Source organism: Siccibacter turicensis LMG 23730 (assembly GCF_000463155.2).
In the GTDB taxonomy this organism is placed as follows: Bacteria; Pseudomonadota; Gammaproteobacteria; order Enterobacterales; family Enterobacteriaceae; genus Siccibacter; species Siccibacter turicensis.
This window is the reverse complement of record NZ_AWFZ01000042.1, coordinates 361,557-379,609: the sequence shown is the minus strand read 5'-3', so window position 1 is coordinate 379,609 and position 18,053 is coordinate 361,557. Positions and strand designations below refer to the sequence as shown.

General features: G+C 58.5%; 19 protein-coding genes and 1 other annotated feature. Of the genes, 14 read left to right on the top strand and 5 right to left on the bottom strand.

All coding sequences use genetic code 11. From position 1 onward, the window contains the following. The first annotated feature begins 119 nt into the window (after positions 1–119). Positions 120–371: a YciN family protein gene (locus tag DW58_RS13775; RefSeq protein WP_024550708.1), complete on the top strand. Its 252-nt coding sequence runs from the start codon at positions 120–122 to the stop codon at positions 369–371. Between the two features lie 34 nt (positions 372–405). On the opposite strand, the gene sohB is transcribed toward DW58_RS13775, so the two are convergent. Beyond that, positions 406–1,455: a protease SohB gene (gene sohB / locus DW58_RS13770; RefSeq protein ID WP_024550707.1), complete on the bottom strand. Its 1,050-nt coding sequence runs from the start codon at positions 1,453–1,455 to the stop codon at positions 406–408. A gap of 253 nt (positions 1,456–1,708) precedes the next feature. Between sohB and DW58_RS13765 the strand changes: the two genes are divergently transcribed. Both DW58_RS13765 and cobO read left to right on the top strand, forming a co-directional pair. Further along, on the top strand, positions 1,709–2,470 hold the full coding sequence (locus DW58_RS13765) for a YciK family oxidoreductase (protein ID WP_024550706.1): 762 nt from the start codon (positions 1,709–1,711) through the stop codon (positions 2,468–2,470). Next, complete coding sequence (gene cobO / locus DW58_RS13760; RefSeq protein ID WP_024550705.1) at positions 2,467–3,057, top strand: cob(I)yrinic acid a,c-diamide adenosyltransferase; 591 nt, start codon at positions 2,467–2,469, stop codon at positions 3,055–3,057. The genes DW58_RS13765 and cobO overlap by 4 nt, the downstream gene beginning before the upstream one ends. A gap of 40 nt (positions 3,058–3,097) precedes the next feature. Here cobO and rluB read toward each other — a convergent pair whose 3' ends face one another. Then, on the bottom strand, positions 3,098–4,009 hold the full coding sequence (rluB, locus tag DW58_RS13755) for a 23S rRNA pseudouridine(2605) synthase RluB (RefSeq protein WP_024550704.1): 912 nt from the start codon (positions 4,007–4,009) through the stop codon (positions 3,098–3,100). Between the two features lie 287 nt (positions 4,010–4,296). On the opposite strand from rluB, the gene DW58_RS13750 reads away from it, so the two are divergent. Beyond that, complete coding sequence (locus DW58_RS13750) at positions 4,297–4,542, top strand: hypothetical protein (protein ID WP_024550703.1); 246 nt, start codon at positions 4,297–4,299, stop codon at positions 4,540–4,542. Positions 4,543–4,575: 33 nt separating this feature from the next. Here DW58_RS13750 and DW58_RS13745 read toward each other — a convergent pair whose 3' ends face one another. Both DW58_RS13745 and rnm read right to left on the bottom strand, forming a co-directional pair. Then, positions 4,576–5,196: an L-threonylcarbamoyladenylate synthase gene (locus DW58_RS13745; RefSeq protein WP_024550702.1), complete on the bottom strand. Its 621-nt coding sequence runs from the start codon at positions 5,194–5,196 to the stop codon at positions 4,576–4,578. Beyond that, positions 5,193–6,074: an RNase RNM gene (gene rnm / locus DW58_RS13740; RefSeq protein ID WP_024550701.1), complete on the bottom strand. Its 882-nt coding sequence runs from the start codon at positions 6,072–6,074 to the stop codon at positions 5,193–5,195. The genes DW58_RS13745 and rnm overlap by 4 nt, the downstream gene beginning before the upstream one ends. Positions 6,075–6,232: 158 nt before the next feature. Continuing rightward, positions 6,233–6,328, top strand: a sequence feature (Trp leader region). 26 nt (positions 6,329–6,354) lie between these two features. Here rnm and DW58_RS13735 point away from each other — a divergent pair. The 5 genes from DW58_RS13735 to trpA are packed head-to-tail and all read left to right on the top strand — an operon-like array spanning position 6,355 to position 12,886. Beyond that, positions 6,355–7,917, top strand: coding sequence for an anthranilate synthase component 1 (locus DW58_RS13735; RefSeq protein ID WP_024550700.1), 1,563 nt, complete (start codon positions 6,355–6,357; stop codon positions 7,915–7,917). After that, positions 7,917–9,512, top strand: a complete 1,596-nt coding sequence (gene trpD, locus DW58_RS13730) for a bifunctional anthranilate synthase glutamate amidotransferase component TrpG/anthranilate phosphoribosyltransferase TrpD (RefSeq protein ID WP_024550699.1) — start codon at positions 7,917–7,919, stop codon at positions 9,510–9,512. The genes DW58_RS13735 and trpD overlap by 1 nt, the downstream gene beginning before the upstream one ends. A 3-nt stretch (positions 9,513–9,515) precedes the next feature. Further along, entirely contained in the window at positions 9,516–10,874 is a 1,359-nt protein-coding gene (gene trpCF / locus DW58_RS13725) for a bifunctional indole-3-glycerol-phosphate synthase TrpC/phosphoribosylanthranilate isomerase TrpF (RefSeq protein WP_024550698.1), read from the top strand. 9 nt (positions 10,875–10,883) lie between these two features. Beyond that, positions 10,884–12,077, top strand: coding sequence for a tryptophan synthase subunit beta (gene trpB, locus DW58_RS13720; protein WP_024550697.1), 1,194 nt, complete (start codon positions 10,884–10,886; stop codon positions 12,075–12,077). Next, positions 12,077–12,886, top strand: coding sequence for a tryptophan synthase subunit alpha (gene trpA, locus DW58_RS13715; RefSeq protein WP_024550696.1), 810 nt, complete (start codon positions 12,077–12,079; stop codon positions 12,884–12,886). Before trpB ends, trpA begins: the two co-directional genes overlap by 1 nt. A gap of 59 nt (positions 12,887–12,945) precedes the next feature. Here the strand turns inward: trpA and ompW are convergent, their stop codons facing one another. Then, positions 12,946–13,581 (bottom strand): outer membrane protein OmpW, encoded by a 636-nt coding sequence (gene ompW, locus DW58_RS13710; RefSeq protein ID WP_024550395.1) that lies wholly within the window; start codon positions 13,579–13,581, stop codon positions 12,946–12,948. Positions 13,582–13,941: 360 nt separating this feature from the next. Here ompW and DW58_RS13705 point away from each other — a divergent pair, with 360 nt between their 5' ends. From DW58_RS13705 to DW58_RS13685, 5 genes are all read left to right on the top strand, one after another. Continuing rightward, a complete protein-coding gene (locus DW58_RS13705) occupies positions 13,942–14,685 on the top strand; it encodes a YciC family protein (RefSeq protein WP_024550394.1) in 744 nt (247 codons plus the stop codon). Between the two features lie 44 nt (positions 14,686–14,729). Then, positions 14,730–15,266, top strand: a complete 537-nt coding sequence (locus DW58_RS13700) for a septation protein A (protein WP_024550393.1) — start codon at positions 14,730–14,732, stop codon at positions 15,264–15,266. A gap of 219 nt (positions 15,267–15,485) precedes the next feature. Next, complete coding sequence (locus tag DW58_RS13695; RefSeq protein ID WP_024550392.1) at positions 15,486–15,848, top strand: GtrA family protein; 363 nt, start codon at positions 15,486–15,488, stop codon at positions 15,846–15,848. Next, complete coding sequence (locus DW58_RS13690) at positions 15,845–16,768, top strand: glycosyltransferase family 2 protein (RefSeq protein ID WP_024550391.1); 924 nt, start codon at positions 15,845–15,847, stop codon at positions 16,766–16,768. Before DW58_RS13695 ends, DW58_RS13690 begins: the two co-directional genes overlap by 4 nt. Positions 16,769–16,802: 34 nt before the next feature. Beyond that, positions 16,803–18,053: DUF6056 family protein (locus DW58_RS13685; protein WP_201784910.1), on the top strand; the 1,251-nt coding region annotated here is incomplete at its 3' end.

The window sequence follows — 18,053 nt, the reverse complement described above, 5'->3', positions numbered from 1 at the left end:
TGCATTCCCCATTCACGCCACCACGCCCCCCGGACCGATAACCCCTCAACGCGCATGGAAAATTTGCAGTTGTCCGAAGGACGGCAGTACACTTACGCCAGTTTGTAAGGAGGTAAAAAATGCACGAGTCTACCCAACCCATCGATCGCGATACGCTGTTGATCGAAGCCAATAATCTCATTCGTGGCCATGAGGATTATCTCTCCGGCATGGTTGCGACCAGCGTCACCCAGAAGAATGGCGTACTGGTGTTTGGCGGCGAGTACTTTCTTGACGAGCAGGGTTTGCCGACCCCGAAAAGTACGGCGGTATTTAACATGTTCAAGTACCTGGCCCATACGCTCTCGGAGAAGTACCACCTGCAGGAGTGATAAAAAAAGCGAGGCGTTTGCCTCGCTTTTCGCATTACAGCAGCGGCTTCTGTCCGCGCTGCCACAGACGGAGCAGCAGACCTTCAGCGCTTTTTGCGGCGCTGCCGGTAAAGCGGTCCATCAGCTTTTTACGCTGCGCATAGCGAATCGACACCACCTCATACTGCTTCATCCGGTCCAGCAGCAGATCGTCGCTGGTGGCAATCTCGTCCACCAGCCCTTTCTCTTTCGCCTGGCTGCCGTACCAGTGTTCGCCGGTCGCGACCGCATCAATATCAAGCGAAGGGCGCATATCGTGGACGAATGATTTGAACACCAGGTGGGTTTCGTTGAGATCTTCCCGGAACTTCTCACGCCCCTCGTCGGTGTTCTCACCCAGCAGCGTCAGGGTGCGCTTGTATTGCCCGGCAGTGTGGAGTTCGATGTCGATATCATTGCGTTTAAGCAGGCGGTTGAAGTTAGGGATCTGCGCAACCACGCCAATTGAGCCGACAATCGCAAACGGCGCGGCCACGATTTTATTTGCCACACAGGCCATCATGTAGCCCCCGCTGGCGGCCACTTTATCGACGGCAACGGTCAGGGGGATGTTGTGCTCACGCAGGCGCTGCAGCTGCGAGGCGGCCAGCCCGTAACCGTGAACCACCCCACCCGGGCTTTCCAGGCGCATCAGCACTTCATCCTGCGGTTTCGCCACGGCCAGCACGGCGGTCACCTCTTCGCGCAGGGAGTTCACTTCATGGGCGTCCATGCTGCCCTTAAAATCGAGCACATAGAGTTTTGCTTTGCCGCTCGGCGTGCGCTCGCCGCGTTTCGCGCGTGCTTTCGCCGCTTTGGCTTCCTGCTTTTGCTTCTTTTTATGATCCTTGTGCCACAGTTTTTGCTCGTGCGGGTCAAGGAAGGCAACCGCCACCTCTTCCTGCATCTCTTTATACTGTTCGCTCAGATTCGTGACCCGCAGTTCGCCGCGCTGCTGTTTTTTGCGCTGCGCAAGATTAACAATCAGGGTCGCAACGATGGCGATAGCCACCACCACGGTAACAATTTTGGCTAAAAACAGCCCATACTCAGTCAGTAATTCCACAGATTCCGCCCTAATTTCAAGGATTCACATTACGTCAGTCTACCCGACGTGAGAGATTACGTCTTGCCTCAACGCTAAACCTGCGAGGCGCCTTCCTCAATTTCCGCATCCCAATGAAAGATTTGCAAAATGTTAACTACCGCCACACTCTCCGCCCGGCTGATTGTATTCGGCAGCATATTGAGGCATAAAGCGTCTACTATTGCGCTACAAAACGGGCCGCACACCGATACGCCGGCCACAGGAGTTCCCCGTGCACTATCAACCTCAACACGATCTGCTGCAAAACCGCATTATCCTCGTCACCGGTGCCACCGACGGCATTGGCAAAGAAGCCGCCGTCACCTATGCGCGTCATGGCGCACACCTTGTGCTGCTTGGCCGGAACGATGAGAAGCTGCACCAGGTCGCACAGCATATTCATCAGCAGGGGTATCCGCTGCCGCACTGCGTGGTGCTGGATATGGCGACCGCCACCCGCGCCGACTGTGACGCCGTAGCGCAGCAGATAGAAACCCTGGTGCCGCGCCTGGATGGCGTCCTGCACAATGCCGGCATCCTGGGAGACGTGGTGCCGATGGCGGAGCAGGAGGAGAGCCGCTGGCTGGAGGTGATGCAGGTTAACGTCAACGCCACGTTTTTCCTCACCCAGGCGCTGCTTCCCCTGCTGCTTAAATCAGATTCCGGCTCGCTGATTTTTACCACCTCCAGCGTAGGCCGTCAGGGCCGGGCCGACTGGGGAGCCTACGCGGTGTCGAAATTCGCCACCGAAGGCATGATGCAGGTGCTGGCCGAAGAGTATAAACAGCACAACCTTCGGGTGAACTGCATCAATCCGGGCGGAACCCGCACCAAAATGCGCGCCAGCGCATTTCCCACCGAAGATGCTGACAAGCTGAAAACGCCAAAGGACATCATGCCGGTCTATCTGTGGCTGATGGGCGACGACAGCCGCCGTAAAACCGGGATGAGCGTGGATGCTCAGCCGGGCCGCAAGCCGGGTATTGCCGAATGAACGACGATCGCCACCAGCAGCGCCAGCAGAAGGTAAAAGAGAAAGTTGACGCCCGTATCGCCGCCGCCCAGGAAGAGCGCGGCATTCTGATGGTCTTTACCGGTAACGGGAAAGGCAAAACCACCGCGGCCTTCGGAACCGTCACCCGCGCCGTGGGCCACGGCAAAAAGGCGGGCGTGATTCAGTTCATCAAGGGCGAGTGGCCGAACGGCGAACGCAACCTGCTGGAAGCCCACGGGGTTGAGTTTCAGGTGATGGCCACCGGGTTTACCTGGGACACACAGAATCGCGAAACCGATACTCTCGCCTGTCAGGGCGTATGGCAGCATGCGGTTCGCATGCTTGCCGATCCGGCGCTCGACCTGGTGGTGCTGGACGAACTCACCTACATGGTGGCTTACGACTACCTGAGCCTGGAGGCGGTATTAACGGCGCTACAGAACCGTCCGGCGCACCAGACGGTGATTATTACCGGGCGAGGCTGTCACCGGGATATCACCACGCTGGCGGACACCGTGACGGAGATGCGTCCGGTGAAGCATGCGTTTGATGCCGGAATTAAAGCGCAGATGGGAATCGACTACTAGTCGGGAAACGATGCCCCTCGTCGCGAGGGGCATAAAGCAATTAGCTGTTTTTATTGCGGGTGCTGCCGGGACGGGTACTGCCCTGACGGGAGCTGCTGCGACGCGAGGTGGTGTTGTTGATCTCGCTGTGACGTTTCACCGCACGACGGATCTGGTTCGCCTTCATACGACGACGATCCTTCTCCACCGCCACTTTGCTGGCGGTTTCCGGGGTCAGCTCAACCAGTTCACGCAGATAGTTGGTCTGGGCCAGGTCCAGCTCGGTATAGCCACCGCGCGGCAGGCCTTTCGGCAGCAGAATGTCGCCGTAGCGCACACGGATCAGGCGGCTTACCTGGACGCCAACCGCTTCCCACAGGCGACGCACTTCACGGTTGCGCCCTTCGGTCAGGGTGACGTTGTACCACTGGTTGATACCTTCCCCGCCGGTGAAACGGATGGTTTTGAATGCCGCCGGGCCGTCTTCCAGCTGCACGCCACGCGCCAGCTCACGGATTTTATTCTCGTCGACTTCGCCGAACACGCGTACCGCGTATTCACGCTCTACTTCACGACTCGGGTGCATCAGGCGGTTCGCCAGCTCACCGTCGGTGGTGAACAGCAGCAGCCCGCAGGTGTTAACGTCCAGACGGCCTACGGCAATCCAGCGTGCGCCGCGCAGTTTCGGCAGGCGATCAAACACCGTCGGACGCCCTTCCGGATCGTTACGGGTACACAGTTCGCCTTCCGGCTTGTAGTACGCCAGCACGCGGCAAATCTGTTCCACCGACTCTTTCACGGCAACCAGATGACCATCAATACGGATTTTCAGTGCCGGGCTAACCTCAACGCGGTCGCCGAGCGTGGCAATTTTGCCATCAACGCTGACGCGGCCTGCTTCGATTTTTGCTTCGATTTCTCGGCGGGAGCCGTGACCTGCACGCGCCAGGACTTTCTGTAACTTTTCGCTCATGGAGCTTCCTCAAGGTGTCGCCTTCCCAGGCGTCGGAGTGGGTATATCAAATAGGGTAGAAAATCAACGGATTACGCAATTTCTGACCGACCATTATATCGCGTTTTATGGCGGCTGTAACGGCATTTATATGGGAGCGGGTATGCGGTGCAACGTGCGTCTGGCGCGTATCAGGATGAGCAATCTAACCGATTGATTTTTGTTAGGTAATCTTAATTAACGATTAAACCTGTGCTGAAGGATGCCGATGAAATACTTAGAACAGTAATAATTATAAGGAAGTAATAATGAACAAGACTCTGTTACTGCTGTTAGCGTTTGCCTGCCCAGCCGCGTTCGCTGCCGATACCGGCACGGATACCATCAAGGCCCAGTCTCAGGCGATGATCCGCCAGGCCGGACACACCTGCGATACCGTTCAGGGTGTCTACCCTGCGGCCTTCGGTGGGTCGGTCACGGTGGTATGCGATGACGATCGTCGGTACGTGATAAAAAACAAAAGCGGGAATTTCGTGGTAGAAAAAGCGGAATAAGCATCGCCGCCGCATCGCGCGGCGGCGTTGTAATTACAGGAACGGGGTCACGTCTCCGACCCCTTCACGCAGCACCACCGGCGCATCGTCGGTCAAATCAATCACCGTCGTGGGCTGCTGGCCCAGATAGCCGCCGTGAATAATCAAATCCACCTGCTTCTCCAGACGATCTTTGATTTCGTCCGGATCCGACTCGGTAAAGTCGCTGCCCGGCAGCATCAGTGAGGTTGAGAGCATCGGCTCATTCAATGCCTCCAGAAGCGCAATCGCAATAGGGTTTGACGGCACGCGCAGACCAATGGTTTTACGCTTCTCCTGCAGCAAGCGCCGCGGCACTTCTTTCGTGCCCTTGAGGATGAAGGTGTAGTTACCCGGCGTGTTGTTTTTTATCAGACGGAACGCGACGTTATCCACGTGGGAGTAGGTCGACAGCTCCGACAGGTCACGGCACATCAGGGTAAAGTTGTGCCCGTCCGGCAGATGACGGATGCGGCAGATGCGCTCCATCGCGCTCTTATCTTCAAGCTTGCAGCCCAGAGCATAGCCGGAATCGGTCGGGTAGATAATGACCCCGCCCTTACGGATGATCTCGACCGCCTGGTTGATCAGGCGCTGCTGCGGGTTATCAGGATGAATATAGAAATACTGGCTCATACTACCTCTCTTTGTATCGCCTCCGGCGACGTCCAGCGCGACCACACCGGCACCACGCCGGTCGGGAGCCACAGCTTGCGGCCAAGCTCGATCCACGCAAACGGCTGGTGGAAATCCGAGCCCTGCGAGCCAAGCAGGCCATACTGCCCCGCGTACGCGGCAAGCTGGCTACGCTCATTGGGCGCCTGCTGACACTGCGCCACTTCCATGGCGTCGCCGCCCTTTTCCGCAAACCACGCCAGCAGCCGTTTCAGCCACTTCGCGGAAAGGCCGTAACGCCCGGGGTGCGCCAGCACCGCCTGACCGCCGGAATGGTGAATGACATCAATAGCTTGTTCTATTGTACACCACTGGGGAGGAACATATCCGGTTTTCCCTTTTGCCAGATAGTACTTAAACACCTCCGCCATATTATTGGCGCGGCCATCTTCGATTAAAAAGCGGGCGAAGTGCCCGCGGGTAACCGCCCCGCCATCTGCCAGGCGCTGCGCCCCTTCCAGCGCGCCGGGAATACGCGCTTTCGCCAGACGCTCGCCGATAAGCACCGCCCGCTGATGGCGTTTTTCGCACTGCTCTGCCAGAAAGGCCACCAGCGCCGGATGCTCAATATCAATATTCAGCCCGACGATGTGGATCTCGTGATTTTCCCACAGGGTCGATATCTCCACGCCGGTCACCAGGGTGAGCGGCAGCCCGGCGCGGGCAATTTCGGCCCGGGCAGGTGCGATGCCCAGGGTGGTGTCGTGATCGGTAATGGCCAGCGTGCCCACCCCCATCTCGACGGCGCGGTGAACCAGCTGTTCCGGCGTGAGGCCCCCGTCAGAGGCGGTGGTGTGGCTGTGCAGGTCATAGGTCACGGCTAAAGTGGGTTCGCTCAAATCGGCTCCAGGGCTATAAAACGGATAATCCACGTCTATGATAACGATTCCCGGCAAATATCTGAAACCGGGGGTTGACTTTATTTCATCGAACTAGTTAACTAGTACGCAAGTTCACTCTGACAAGGTATCTGACCATGACAGCACGTAGCGTACTTCATCGCGGATGGCGCAGCTCCTGAAACCGGGCGGTGTCTCCATGCAGGCGTTTTACGCCATCGGATACCCGGCCCGCATGATGCGGGCTTTTTTTTGAGCAGTATGACGAGAGCAAACAACTATGCAAACACAACAACCGGCACTCGAACTTCTGACCCGCGACGGGCAGTACCGCGAAAACCCGACTGCGCTGTTTAACCAGCTGTGCGGCAGCCGCCCGGCGACGCTACTGCTGGAGTCGGCCGATATCGACAGTAAGGACGACCTCAAGAGCCTGCTGCTGGTCGACAGCGCGCTGCGCATTACCGCAAACGGTGACACTGTCACGATGGAAGCACTGAGCGACAACGGCCGCGCGCTGCTCGAACGCCTGGACGGCGCCCTGCCCGCTGGCGTAGACAATCAGGCTACCGCCACCACGCGCACGCTGCGTTTCCCGCCGGTCAGCGCCCTGCTCGATGAAGACGCGCGCCTGTGTTCGCTGTCGGTGTTTGACGCCTTCCGCCTGCTGCAAAATCTGGTGACGCTGCCTGCTGACGAGCGCGAAGCGATGCTCTTCGGCGGGCTGTTCGCCTATGACCTGGTGGCGGGCTTTGAAGCGCTGCCGCCGCTGCGCGCCGAAAACGCCTGCCCTGACTACTGTTTTTATCTCGCGGAGACGCTACTGGTGATCGACCACCAGAAACGCAACACCCGCATTCAGGCCAGCCTGTTTACCCCTTCCGCCAGCGAGCGCGATCGCCTGACCGCGCGCATGGCTGATATTCAGCAGCAACTGGCCCTGCCCGCCGCGCCGCTGCCGGTGCAGACCGTCGCCCAAATGCAGGCCGGCTGTAGCCAGACCGATGAGGAATACGGCGCCGTGGTGCGCGAGATGCAAAAAGCCATCCGCGCCGGGGAAATTTTCCAGGTGGTGCCATCTCGCCGCTTTACGCTGCCCTGCCCGTCGCCGCTGGCGGCATACGACACGCTGAAGAAGAGCAACCCCAGCCCCTATATGTTCTTTATGCAGGATCAGGACTTCACGCTGTTCGGCGCCTCGCCGGAAAGCTCGCTGAAATATGACCAGACGTCGCGACAGATTGAGATCTACCCGATTGCCGGTACCCGCCCGCGCGGCCGCCGTGCTGATGGTTCGCTGGATCGCGATCTCGACAGCCGTATTGAGCTTGAGATGCGTACCGACCATAAAGAGCTTTCCGAGCACCTGATGCTGGTGGATCTGGCGCGTAACGACCTGGCGCGCATCTGCACCCCAGGTTCACGCTACGTTGCCGATTTAACCAAGGTGGATCGCTACTCCTTCGTAATGCACCTGGTATCGCGCGTGGTAGGTGAACTGCGCCACGACCTGGATGCGCTCCACGCCTATCGCGCCTGTATGAACATGGGCACCCTGAGCGGCGCGCCGAAAGTGCGGGCGATGCAGCTGATCGCCGATGCGGAAGGCACGCGCCGCGGCAGCTACGGTGGTGCGGTCGGCTACTTCACCGCCCACGGCGATCTTGATACCTGCATTGTGATCCGCTCCGCCTGGGTGGAGGACGGCATTGCCACGGTGCAGGCCGGTGCTGGCGTGGTCCTCGACTCCGTTCCGCAATCCGAAGCCGACGAAACTCGCAATAAAGCCCGCGCGGTACTGCGCGCTATCGCCACGGCACACCACGCTCAGGAGATTTTCTGATGGCTGACATTCTGCTGCTCGACAACTTCGACTCCTTTACCTACAACCTGGCGGATCAACTGCGTGCGAGCGGCCATAACGTGGTGATTTACCGCAACCATGTGCCCGCGCAAACCCTTATCGAACGTCTGGCGACCATGGATAACCCGGTGCTGATGCTCTCTCCGGGTCCGGGAACCCCGTCTGAAGCGGGCTGTATGCCTGAACTGCTGGCGCGCGTGCGCGGCAAGCTGCCCATCATCGGCATCTGCCTCGGCCATCAGGCGATTGTGGAAGCCTACGGCGGCTACGTGGGCCAGGCGGGCGAGATCCTGCACGGCAAGGCGTCGAGTATTGAACACGACGGCATCGGGATGTTCAGCGGGCTCACCAACCCGCTGCCGGTGGCGCGCTATCACTCGCTGGTGGGCAGCAACGTGCCGGCTGGACTAACCGTCAATGCCCACTTCAACGGCATGGTGATGGCGGTGCGTCATGACACCGACCGGGTGTGCGGTTTTCAGTTCCATCCGGAGTCGATCCTCACCACCCAGGGCGCGCGTCTGCTGGAGCAGACCCTGGCATGGGCGTTGACCACCCGGCAGCCCCAGAACGCCATTCAGCCTATCCTGGAAAAGCTGTACGGGGCGCAGACCCTCAGCCAGCAGGAGAGCCACCAGCTGTTCTCCGCCGTGATACGCGGCGAGCTGAAACCCGAGCAGCTGGCAGCGGCGCTGGTCAGTATGAAAGTGCGCGGCGAGCAGCCGGTGGAAATTGCCGGTGCCGCCCGCGCGCTGCTGGAGAATGCGGCCCCCTTCCCGCGCCCTGACTACCCGTTCGCGGATATCGTGGGCACCGGCGGGGATGGCAGCAACAGCATCAATATCTCCACCGCCAGCGCCTTCGTGGCGGCAGCGCTGGGGCTGAAGGTGGCCAAACATGGCAACCGCAGCGTATCCAGCCGGTCAGGCTCGTCCGATCTGCTGGCGGCGTTTGGCATCAACCTGGATATGAGCGCCGAGGCGTCGCGCGAGGCGCTGGACGAGCTCGGGGTCTGTTTCCTGTTTGCCCCGAAATACCACACCGGTTTCCGCCACGCTATGCCGGTGCGCCAGCAGCTCAAGACCCGCACCCTGTTTAACGTGCTCGGCCCGCTGATCAACCCGGCCCACCCGCCGCTGGCGCTGATTGGCGTCTACAGCCCGGAACTGGTGCTGCCGATTGCCGAAACCCTGCGCGTGCTCGGATATCAGCGTGCGGCCGTGGTCCACAGCGGCGGGATGGATGAGGTGTCGCTCCATGCGCCGACCGTGGTGGCGGAGCTGTGCGAGGGAGAGATCAGAAACTATCAGCTTACCGCCGACGACTTCGGCCTGACGCCGTATGCGCAGGAGGAGCTGGCGGGCGGTACGCCGGAAGAAAACCGTGACATTCTTACCCGCCTGTTACAAGGTAAAGGTGAGCGCGCGCACGAAGCGGCCGTGGCGGCGAACGTCGCCATGCTGATGCGCCTGCACGGTAAAGAAGATTTAAAAGCCAACGTACAACAGGTGCTGACAGTGCTCCATAACGGCGGCGCCTATGACTGCGTCACCGCGCTGGCAGCGAGAGGGTAAAACATGCAGACCGTTTTAGCGAATATCGTCGCAGACAAAGCGATTTGGGTAACAGCCCGCAAGGCAGCGCAGCCGCTGGCAAGCTTTCAGCAGGCGATTGAACCCAGCACGCGCAGCTTCTATCAGGCCCTGCAGGGCGCGCGTACGGCATTCATTCTTGAGGTAAAAAAAGCCTCGCCCTCAAAAGGTGTGATTCGGGAAGATTTCGATCCGGCCCAGATTGCCGGGGTTTACCGGCACTACGCCTCGGCGGTGTCGGTGCTTACCGATGAGAAGTACTTTCACGGCAGCTTTGACTTTCTGCCGATCGTCAGCGGCATCGTCAGCCAGCCGGTGCTGTGCAAAGATTTTATTATCGACCCATACCAGATTTACCTCGCGCGTCACTATCAGGCCGATGCCTGCCTGCTGATGCTGTCGGTGCTCGACGACGAGCAGTATCGTCAGCTGGCGGCGGTGGCCCACAGTCTGAATATGGGCGTGCTTACCGAAGTCAGTAATGAAGAGGAGCTGGAGCGCGCTATCGCGCTGGAAGCTCAGGTGGTGGGGATCAATAACCGCGATCTGCGCGATCTCTCTATTGACCTCAACCGCACCCGGGAACTGGCCCCGCGCCTCAGCTCCGGCGTGACGGTGATCAGCGAATCGGGCATCAACACCTACGGCCAGGTGCGCGATCTGTGCCACTTCGCTAACGGTTTCCTCATTGGCTCCGCGCTGATGTCCGAACCGGATCTCACCCAGGCAGTGCGTCGCGTGCTGCTCGGTGAGAACAAAGTCTGCGGCCTGACGCGTCCGGAAGACGCTGCCGCGGCGTATGAGGTCGGTGCCATCTATGGCGGGCTGATCTTTGCCGAAACCTCTCCGCGCGTTATCGGCATAGCTGAAGCCCAGGCGGTGATGCAGGCGGCGCCGCTGCGCTACGTGGGCGTCTTCCGGAATCAGCCGGTAAAAGAGATCGCCCGCCTGGCGCAAACCCTCGGCCTGGCCGCCGTCCAGCTGCACGGTGAGGAGACCCAGAGCGATATCACCGCCCTGCGCGCGCTGCTCCCGGCAGAGATCCAGATCTGGAAAGCGCTGAGCGTGGAGAATGCCGTGCCGGTGCGCGATTTTACCGACGTTGACCGCTACCTGTTCGATAACGGCCAGGGCGGAACCGGGCAGCGCTTCGACTGGTCGCTACTTCAGGGGCAAAATCTCGACAACGTCATGCTGGCCGGTGGGCTTAGCGCCGACAACTGCGTGGAAGCCGCGCAGCTTGGCTGTGCCGGTCTCGATTTCAATTCAGGCGTGGAGAGCGCGCCGGGCATCAAAGATGCCGCTAAACTTGCTGCGCTGTTTCAGACGCTACGAGCCTATTAAGGAAAAACAATGACGACTTTACTCAATCCATGGTTTGGCGAATTTGGCGGCATGTACGTGCCGCAGATCCTGATGCCGGCGCTGCGTCAGCTGGAAGAAGCCTTTGTCAGCGCCCAGAGCGACGCTGAGTTTCAGGCGCAGTTCACTGACCTGCTGAAGAACTATGCCGGTCGCCCGACGGCGCTGACCAAATGCCAGAACCTGACCACCGGGACACGTACCACCCTTTACCTCAAGCGTGAGGATCTGCTCCACGGCGGCGCGCACAAAACTAACCAGGTGCTGGGCCAGGCCTTGCTGGCCAAACGCATGGGCAAAACTGAAATTATCGCCGAAACCGGGGCCGGGCAGCACGGGGTGGCCTCGGCGCTGGCCAGCGCCCTGCTCGGCCTGAAATGCCGCATCTATATGGGTGCCAAAGACGTGGAGCGCCAGTCGCCGAACGTGTTCCGTATGCGTCTGATGGGAGCCGAAGTGATTCCGGTTCACAGCGGCTCCGCCACCCTGAAAGACGCCTGTAACGAGGCGCTGCGCGACTGGTCCGGAAGCTACGACCGGGCGCACTACATGCTCGGCACCGCCGCCGGTCCGCACCCGTTCCCGACCATCGTGCGTGAATTCCAGCGCATGATCGGCGAGGAGACCAAAGCGCAGATCCTGGAAAAAGAGGGACGCCTGCCGGATGCGGTTATCGCCTGCGTGGGCGGCGGCTCCAACGCCATCGGCATGTTTGCCGACTTTATCGATGAAACCAACGTCGGCCTGATCGGCGTGGAGCCTGCGGGCCACGGTATCGAAAGCGGTGAGCACGGTGCGCCGCTCAAGCATGGCCGGGTGGGCATCTACTTCGGTATGAAGTCACCGATGATGCAGACCGAAGACGGGCAGATTGAAGAGTCCTACTCTATCTCCGCCGGGCTCGACTTCCCGTCGGTGGGGCCGCAGCACGCCCACCTGAACAGCATTGGTCGCGCCGAGTACGTGTCGATCACCGACGACGAGGCGCTGGATGCCTTCAAAACTCTGTGCCGTCAGGAGGGGATTATCCCGGCGCTGGAGTCCTCCCACGCCCTGGCCCACGCGTTAAAAATGATGCGCGAAGACCCGGAGAAAGAGCAGCTGCTGGTGGTTAACCTCTCCGGTCGCGGCGACAAAGATATTTTCACCGTTCACGATATTTTCAAAGCCCGAGGGGAGATGTAATGGAACGCTACGAGCAACTTTTTTCCGATCTGGCCGCACGCAAGGAAGGCGCGTTCGTTCCCTTCGTCACGCTGGGCGATCCGTCGATTGAACAGTCGCTGAACATTATCGAGACGCTGATTGAGGCCGGTGCCGATGCCCTGGAGCTGGGCATCCCCTTCTCCGATCCGCTGGCTGACGGCCCGACCATCCAGAACGCGGCGCTGCGCGCCTTTGCCGCCGGGGTCACGCCCGGTCAATGCTTCGAGATGCTGGCCACCCTTCGTGCGAAACACCCCACTATCCCTATCGGCCTGCTGATGTACGCGAACCTGGTGTTCAGCGGTGGGGTTGACGAGTTTTATGCCCGCTGCGCCCAGGTGGGCGTCGATTCGGTGCTGATCGCCGATGTGCCGGTGGAGGAGTCCGCCCCGTTCCGCCAGGCGGCGATGCGCCATAACATTGCGCCGATTTTTATCTGTCCGCCGAACGCCGATGACGATCTGCTGCGCCAGATTGCCTCTTACGGGCGCGGGTATACCTATCTGCTGTCACGCGCCGGGGTCACGGGTGCAGAGAATCGCGCCAGCCTGCCGCTCGGTCACCTGGTGGATAAGCTCAAGGAATATCATGCCGCGCCGCCGCTGCAGGGCTTTGGCATCTCTGAGCCGTCACAGGTGCGCGATGCGCTGGGTGCGGGCGCTGCCGGTGCCATCTCGGGTTCAGCGGTAGTGAAAATTATCGAGAAGAATCTGGGGGATCGTAGCGCGATGCTGGCCGAACTGAAGGCGTTTGGCAGCGCCATGAAGGCGGCGACGCGTCAGGCGTAACGTACCTGCCCGCCCCGGTTGTCCGCTAATAAAGGGAGTAACGGGGCGGGCGAGTTGTATCAGAAGCGGTAACCCGCGGAGAACATAAAGACGAACGGATCGATGCGGGTGCTGATGTTCTGCTGCTCGCCGCCGGCTTTGAATTTCACTTCGGTATCAATGTCCATGTACCACAGCGACATGTTGATCAGCCAGTCCGGATTCACCATGTAATCCAGCCCTACCTGCCCCGCCGCACCCCATGAATCCTTCACGCTCAGATCGGTCAGGCCGATATCATCACCGGTTTTATTGAAATCGGCGTCAAAGAAGGTGGTGTAGTTGATGCCCGCGCCAATGTAGGGACGCAGCTTGCTGGTGGCGTCACCAAAATACCACTGCGCCATCAGGGTCGGCGGCAGCTGACGCACGGTCGCCAGATCCCCGGTTGCTCCCAGGCCCACTTTATGGCGGAACGGCGTGGCGGCCAGCAGTTCGATACCCACGTTGTCCGTCGCCATCCAGGTGAACGTCAGGCCCAGCTGGGTATCGTTGCTCACCTTGAAGCCGCCCAGACCTAACACATTGTCAGATCCCTCGGTCGGGCGCACCGTTGCGGTACCCGCACGCATAAAGAAATCACCCGCCTCGTGCGCCGATACGGCACCTGAGAGACATCCCGTTGCAAGTAACAGCGCCACTGTCAGCTTTTTCATGTCCTTTCCTTTTTTGTGGTTTTATTGGCGCGTTGAATATACTCACATTGGGGTAAAAATGGATCGAGCGCAGATCACATTTAACCCTCTGATTTAACATTCATTGATCCAGATTAATTTTTGTCTTTACCGTCAAAACGCATTTCTCGTCCCTGAATCAAATTTTGCGCTTGCTCGCAAAATCTGGCGTAGGTACGGGCATGGACATGCGCCGAGGTGGCGCGTTTTGCCTCGGGTGCGTACAGGAAAGCAGCGGTGGCACGCGGATATACACCGCTTTACACCCCGGCGCTGCCACTGCGCATCCATCCAGGGTACAATCGGCGGCAAATTACTACCTGCATCATTCAAGGAGCGTGCATGACTATCACGGCAAAATCCGTTTACCGTGACACGGGGAATTTCTTTCGTAATCAGTTCCTGACCATCGGGCTGATTGCATTACTTTGCGCCTTTATTACGGTGGTGATCGGGCACGCCTTTGCCCCCAGCGAGGAGCAGATGGCGGTGCTCTCCCAGGGCGACAACCTGACGGGCAGCATGGGGCTGTTTGAACTGGTGCAGAACATGACGCTGGAACAGCAGCAGGTGCTGCTGCGGGCCTCGGCGGCGGCCACGTTTTCCGGGCTGTTTGGTAATGCCATCCTGGCCGGCGGTATTCTGATGCTGGTGCAGATGGTTTCCGCAGGCAAGCGCATCAGCGCGCTGCATGCCATTGGCACCGCGGCGCCCAAACTGCCGTGGCTGTTTATTCAGTTCTTCCTGACCACCCTGCTGGTGCAGATGGGCATTATGCTCTTCCTGGTGCCGGGCGTGCTGCTTGCCATCGTGCTGGCCTTCGCGCCGGTGCTGCTGGTGGTGGAAAACCAGGGGCTGTTTACCGCTATGCGCAACAGCATCCGTCTGGCCTGGGCTAATATGCGCCTGGTGGCGCCAGCGATTATCGCCTGGCTCATCGCCAAAACGGTCCTGCTGCTGCTGGCCTCGCGCTTCGCGGTGCTGACGCCGGAAGTCGGTGCGGTGGTTGCCAACACGCTGAACTACCTGTTCTCCGCGCTGCTGCTGGTCTACCTCTTCCGTCTCTACACGCTCCTTCGCCCCTGATCTCAACCGGCCCGGCATCCACCGGGCCTTTAACGGAACCGATTATGAAGCAGTTTCTCGATTTCTTACCGCTGATTGTCTTTTTTGCTTTCTACAAGCTCTACGACATCTACGCCGCCACCGCCGCGCTTATCGTCGCCACCGCCATCGTGCTGATCTACAGCTGGTTCAAATACCGCAAAGTCGAAAAAATGGCGCTGATCACCTTTATTCTGGTGGCGGTATTTGGCGGCCTGACGCTGTTCTTCCATAACGATGAGTTTATTAAATGGAAAGTGACGGTGATTTACGGCCTGTTCGCCGGTGCGCTGCTGATTAGCCAGTGGGTGATGGGCAAGCCGCTTATCCAGCAGATGCTGGGCAAAGAGCTGCACCTCCCGCAGCACGTGTGGTCGCGTCTGAATATCGCCTGGGCGGTGTTCTTTATTCTGTGCGGCCTGGCCAACATCTATATCGCGTTCTGGCTGCCGCAGAATATCTGGGTCAACTTCAAGGTCTTCGGCCTGACCGGTCTGACGCTCGTGTTCACCCTGCTGAGCGGTGTTTATATCTACCGTCATATTCCGCAGGAAGAGAAGTAACGCTTACTTTATTGTTTTTTTACCGGTAGTTAGCGCTATTTTCACAGGCTATACTCAGCACGCTCCCGCTTGTTAAAGCGAAGCGTGCTTTTTTATGTCGTAACAGGTGGCACGTCACTCAGAGACCCCTCTGGATTGGCTACCGGACACCCTGTCTGACCCTTTTACCGCGTTAGCGATGTCATCGATAACGCCTGAGGAACGCACCTGGCGAACAGCATGCTGAAATTATTTGCAAAATACCTCTCCGTTGGCGTGATCAACACCCTGATACACTGGGTCGTTTTCGCGCTCTGCCTTTACGGGTTCGGCTTCAGGCAGGCCAGCGCCAACCTGGTCGCTTTTTGCGTGGCCGTGAGCTTTTCGTACTTCGCCAACGCCCGTTTCACATTCAAGGCACCAACGACTACAATGCGTTACGTGCTATTCATTGGGTTTATGGGAATGCTGAGTGTTGCCGTAGGATGGATGGCAGACATGACGGCGCTTCCCCCGCTGCTGACGCTGGTGATCTTCTCCGCAATAAGTCTGGTGTGCGGTTTTTTCTATTCAAAATTCGTTGTTTTCAGGGAATCTAAATGAAAATCTCTCTTGTCGTTCCTGTCCTGAATGAGGAAGACTCGATACCGGTTTTCTATAAGACCGTCAGAGAGTTCACGCCGCTTGCTCCTTATATCGTCGAGATTGTTTTCGTAAACGACGGCAGCACGGACGCCTCAGAATCAATTCTCGACGCCCTCGCCGTGGCCGACCCGCTGCTTACCGTTATCTCCTTCACCCGCAATTTTGGCAAAGAAGCGGCGCTGTTTGCCGGCCTGGAATTTGCTACCGGCGATGCGGTGATCCCTATTGATGTCGATCTGCAGGACCCCATCGAGGTTATTCCCCACCTGATTGAAAAATGGCAGGCGGGTGCTGATATGGTGCTGGCGAAGCGGTCGGATCGCTCAAGCGACAGCCGGCTTAAACGCAAAACCGCCGAATGGTTCTATAAGCTGCACAACAGAATCAGCTCACCAAAGATTGAAGAAAACGTCGGCGATTTCCGCCTGATGAGCCGCGAGGTGGTCGACAACATTAAACTGATGCCGGAAAAAAATCTCTTTATGAAGGGCATCCTGTCATGGGTCGGTGGTAAAACCGACGTGGTGGAGTATGTGCGCTCCGAGCGGGTCGCCGGCACCTCGAAATTCAACGGCTGGAAGCTGTGGAATCTGGCACTTGAGGGCATCACGTCGTTCTCAACCTTTCCGCTGCGTATCTGGTCCTATCTCGGCGTGGTGGTGGCACTGCTCTCTTTCTCCTACGGGGCGTGGATGATAATCGACAAGCTGATTTGGGGAAATGAGGTGCGTGGCTACCCTTCCCTGATCGTGTCCATTCTGTTCCTGGGCAGCGTGCAGCTTATTGGGATTGGCGTGCTGGGGGAGTATATCGGCAGGATTTACACGGAAACGAAACAGCGCCCGCGCTATCTGATCAAAAAACAGAATAAGCATTAATTTGAAAAATGGACAAATGATGATGACGTCAAAGATGTTTACCAGAACCCTCTTCCTGATAGCATTTTTGCTGATCTTTCTTATCGAGTGGTACACCCCCATTCACTCCGATGATTATCGCTACTCGCTATTAGGCATCTCTTTTGAGCGGCACTATTTCCACTATATGACCTGGAGCGGCCGTGTGGTGGCGGATTATGTCAGTTCGCTACTGACGGTGATTAACTCCCGTGTGGTGTATTCCACCGTGACGGGCCTGGTGGTGGTGCTGTTCTGCTATCTGATTGTCAAAACCCCCTCCAGCACCTTCAGGCTGCATAAAAACGATGCCATTCTCTTTCCGCTGGTGTTCCTCACCTACTGGGTTTCTAACCCGAACCTCGGGCAAACCACCTTCTGGATCGTAGGCAGCGCCAACTATCTATGGACCAACCTTTTTGCCGCCGCCTGGGTGTGGGGCATGGTGCGCATTTACAACCACAATATCACTCGCGTTCAGTGGCCAATGGTGGTGCTGAGCCTGATGGCAGGCTGCTCGACCGAAAGCATCGGCCCGTTCATCGTGCTGCTGGCGACGCTGGCCGTGGCATGGGATCTATGGTTTAGAAAATCCGTCTCGCTCAGCAAGGTTGTCTACGCGGTAGCGGCGCTGGTGGGTGCACTGATCCTGATACTGTCACCGGGTAACTTTATCCGTGCCGACAATGCGCACCAGGTCTGGTTCGCGAAGCCGTTATTTGAGCGTATTGCTTACCATCTGACCGAGCGCTTCTTTAGTCATCAGGCGCTGATTTGGATTGGCTGGGTCGTGCTGGTGCTGCTGGGCCTGCTGGCGTTCGCCTGCGTGAAGCGCAACATCGCGCTCAGCCGCGTCAAGGTAGTGATGATGTGGCTGGCCATTGCCACCGGCGTGGGTACCTCGCTGATTATGTTTGCGTCGCCGACCTACCCTGACCGGGTGGTGAACGGGAGCTTTATGTTTATCCTGTTCGGTATCGCGTTCCTGGCAAATGCCCTGCTCGACGTCCGCGACCGCCTCGCGACGCGTGGGGTAGCCAGCATTACGCTCCTGCTGGCGGGCGTATTTATCTGGTCTTACGGCCTGATGCTGACGGCGTATAAAGCGGTGTATCAGCAGGATCAGGTGCGCTTAAGCATCATTGCTGACGAGATTGCCAGAAACCAGACGAACTTTATTATTCCCGATTTCCATTTCTCGAAGCTGCAAAATAGCGGCGGTCATTTTTGTTTCTTCCACGATCCACTGGTGTATGGCGAATATTTT

Coding starts and splice junctions, on each gene's coding strand:
- DW58_RS13775 (WP_024550708.1), top strand. CDS start 120: ATGCACGAGTCTACCCAACCCATCGATCGCGATACGCTGTTGATCGAA.
- cobO (WP_024550705.1), top strand. CDS start 2,467: ATGAACGACGATCGCCACCAGCAGCGCCAGCAGAAGGTAAAAGAGAAA.
- rluB (WP_024550704.1), bottom strand. CDS start 4,009: ATGAGCGAAAAGTTACAGAAAGTCCTGGCGCGTGCAGGTCACGGCTCC.
- DW58_RS13750 (WP_024550703.1), top strand. CDS start 4,297: ATGAACAAGACTCTGTTACTGCTGTTAGCGTTTGCCTGCCCAGCCGCG.
- DW58_RS13745 (WP_024550702.1), bottom strand. CDS start 5,196: ATGAGCCAGTATTTCTATATTCATCCTGATAACCCGCAGCAGCGCCTG.
- DW58_RS13735 (WP_024550700.1), top strand. CDS start 6,355: ATGCAAACACAACAACCGGCACTCGAACTTCTGACCCGCGACGGGCAG.
- trpD (WP_024550699.1), top strand. CDS start 7,917: ATGGCTGACATTCTGCTGCTCGACAACTTCGACTCCTTTACCTACAAC.
- trpCF (WP_024550698.1), top strand. CDS start 9,516: ATGCAGACCGTTTTAGCGAATATCGTCGCAGACAAAGCGATTTGGGTA.
- trpB (WP_024550697.1), top strand. CDS start 10,884: ATGACGACTTTACTCAATCCATGGTTTGGCGAATTTGGCGGCATGTAC.
- trpA (WP_024550696.1), top strand. CDS start 12,077: ATGGAACGCTACGAGCAACTTTTTTCCGATCTGGCCGCACGCAAGGAA.
- ompW (WP_024550395.1), bottom strand. CDS start 13,581: ATGAAAAAGCTGACAGTGGCGCTGTTACTTGCAACGGGATGTCTCTCA.
- DW58_RS13705 (WP_024550394.1), top strand. CDS start 13,942: ATGACTATCACGGCAAAATCCGTTTACCGTGACACGGGGAATTTCTTT.
- DW58_RS13700 (WP_024550393.1), top strand. CDS start 14,730: ATGAAGCAGTTTCTCGATTTCTTACCGCTGATTGTCTTTTTTGCTTTC.
- DW58_RS13695 (WP_024550392.1), top strand. CDS start 15,486: ATGCTGAAATTATTTGCAAAATACCTCTCCGTTGGCGTGATCAACACC.
- DW58_RS13690 (WP_024550391.1), top strand. CDS start 15,845: ATGAAAATCTCTCTTGTCGTTCCTGTCCTGAATGAGGAAGACTCGATA.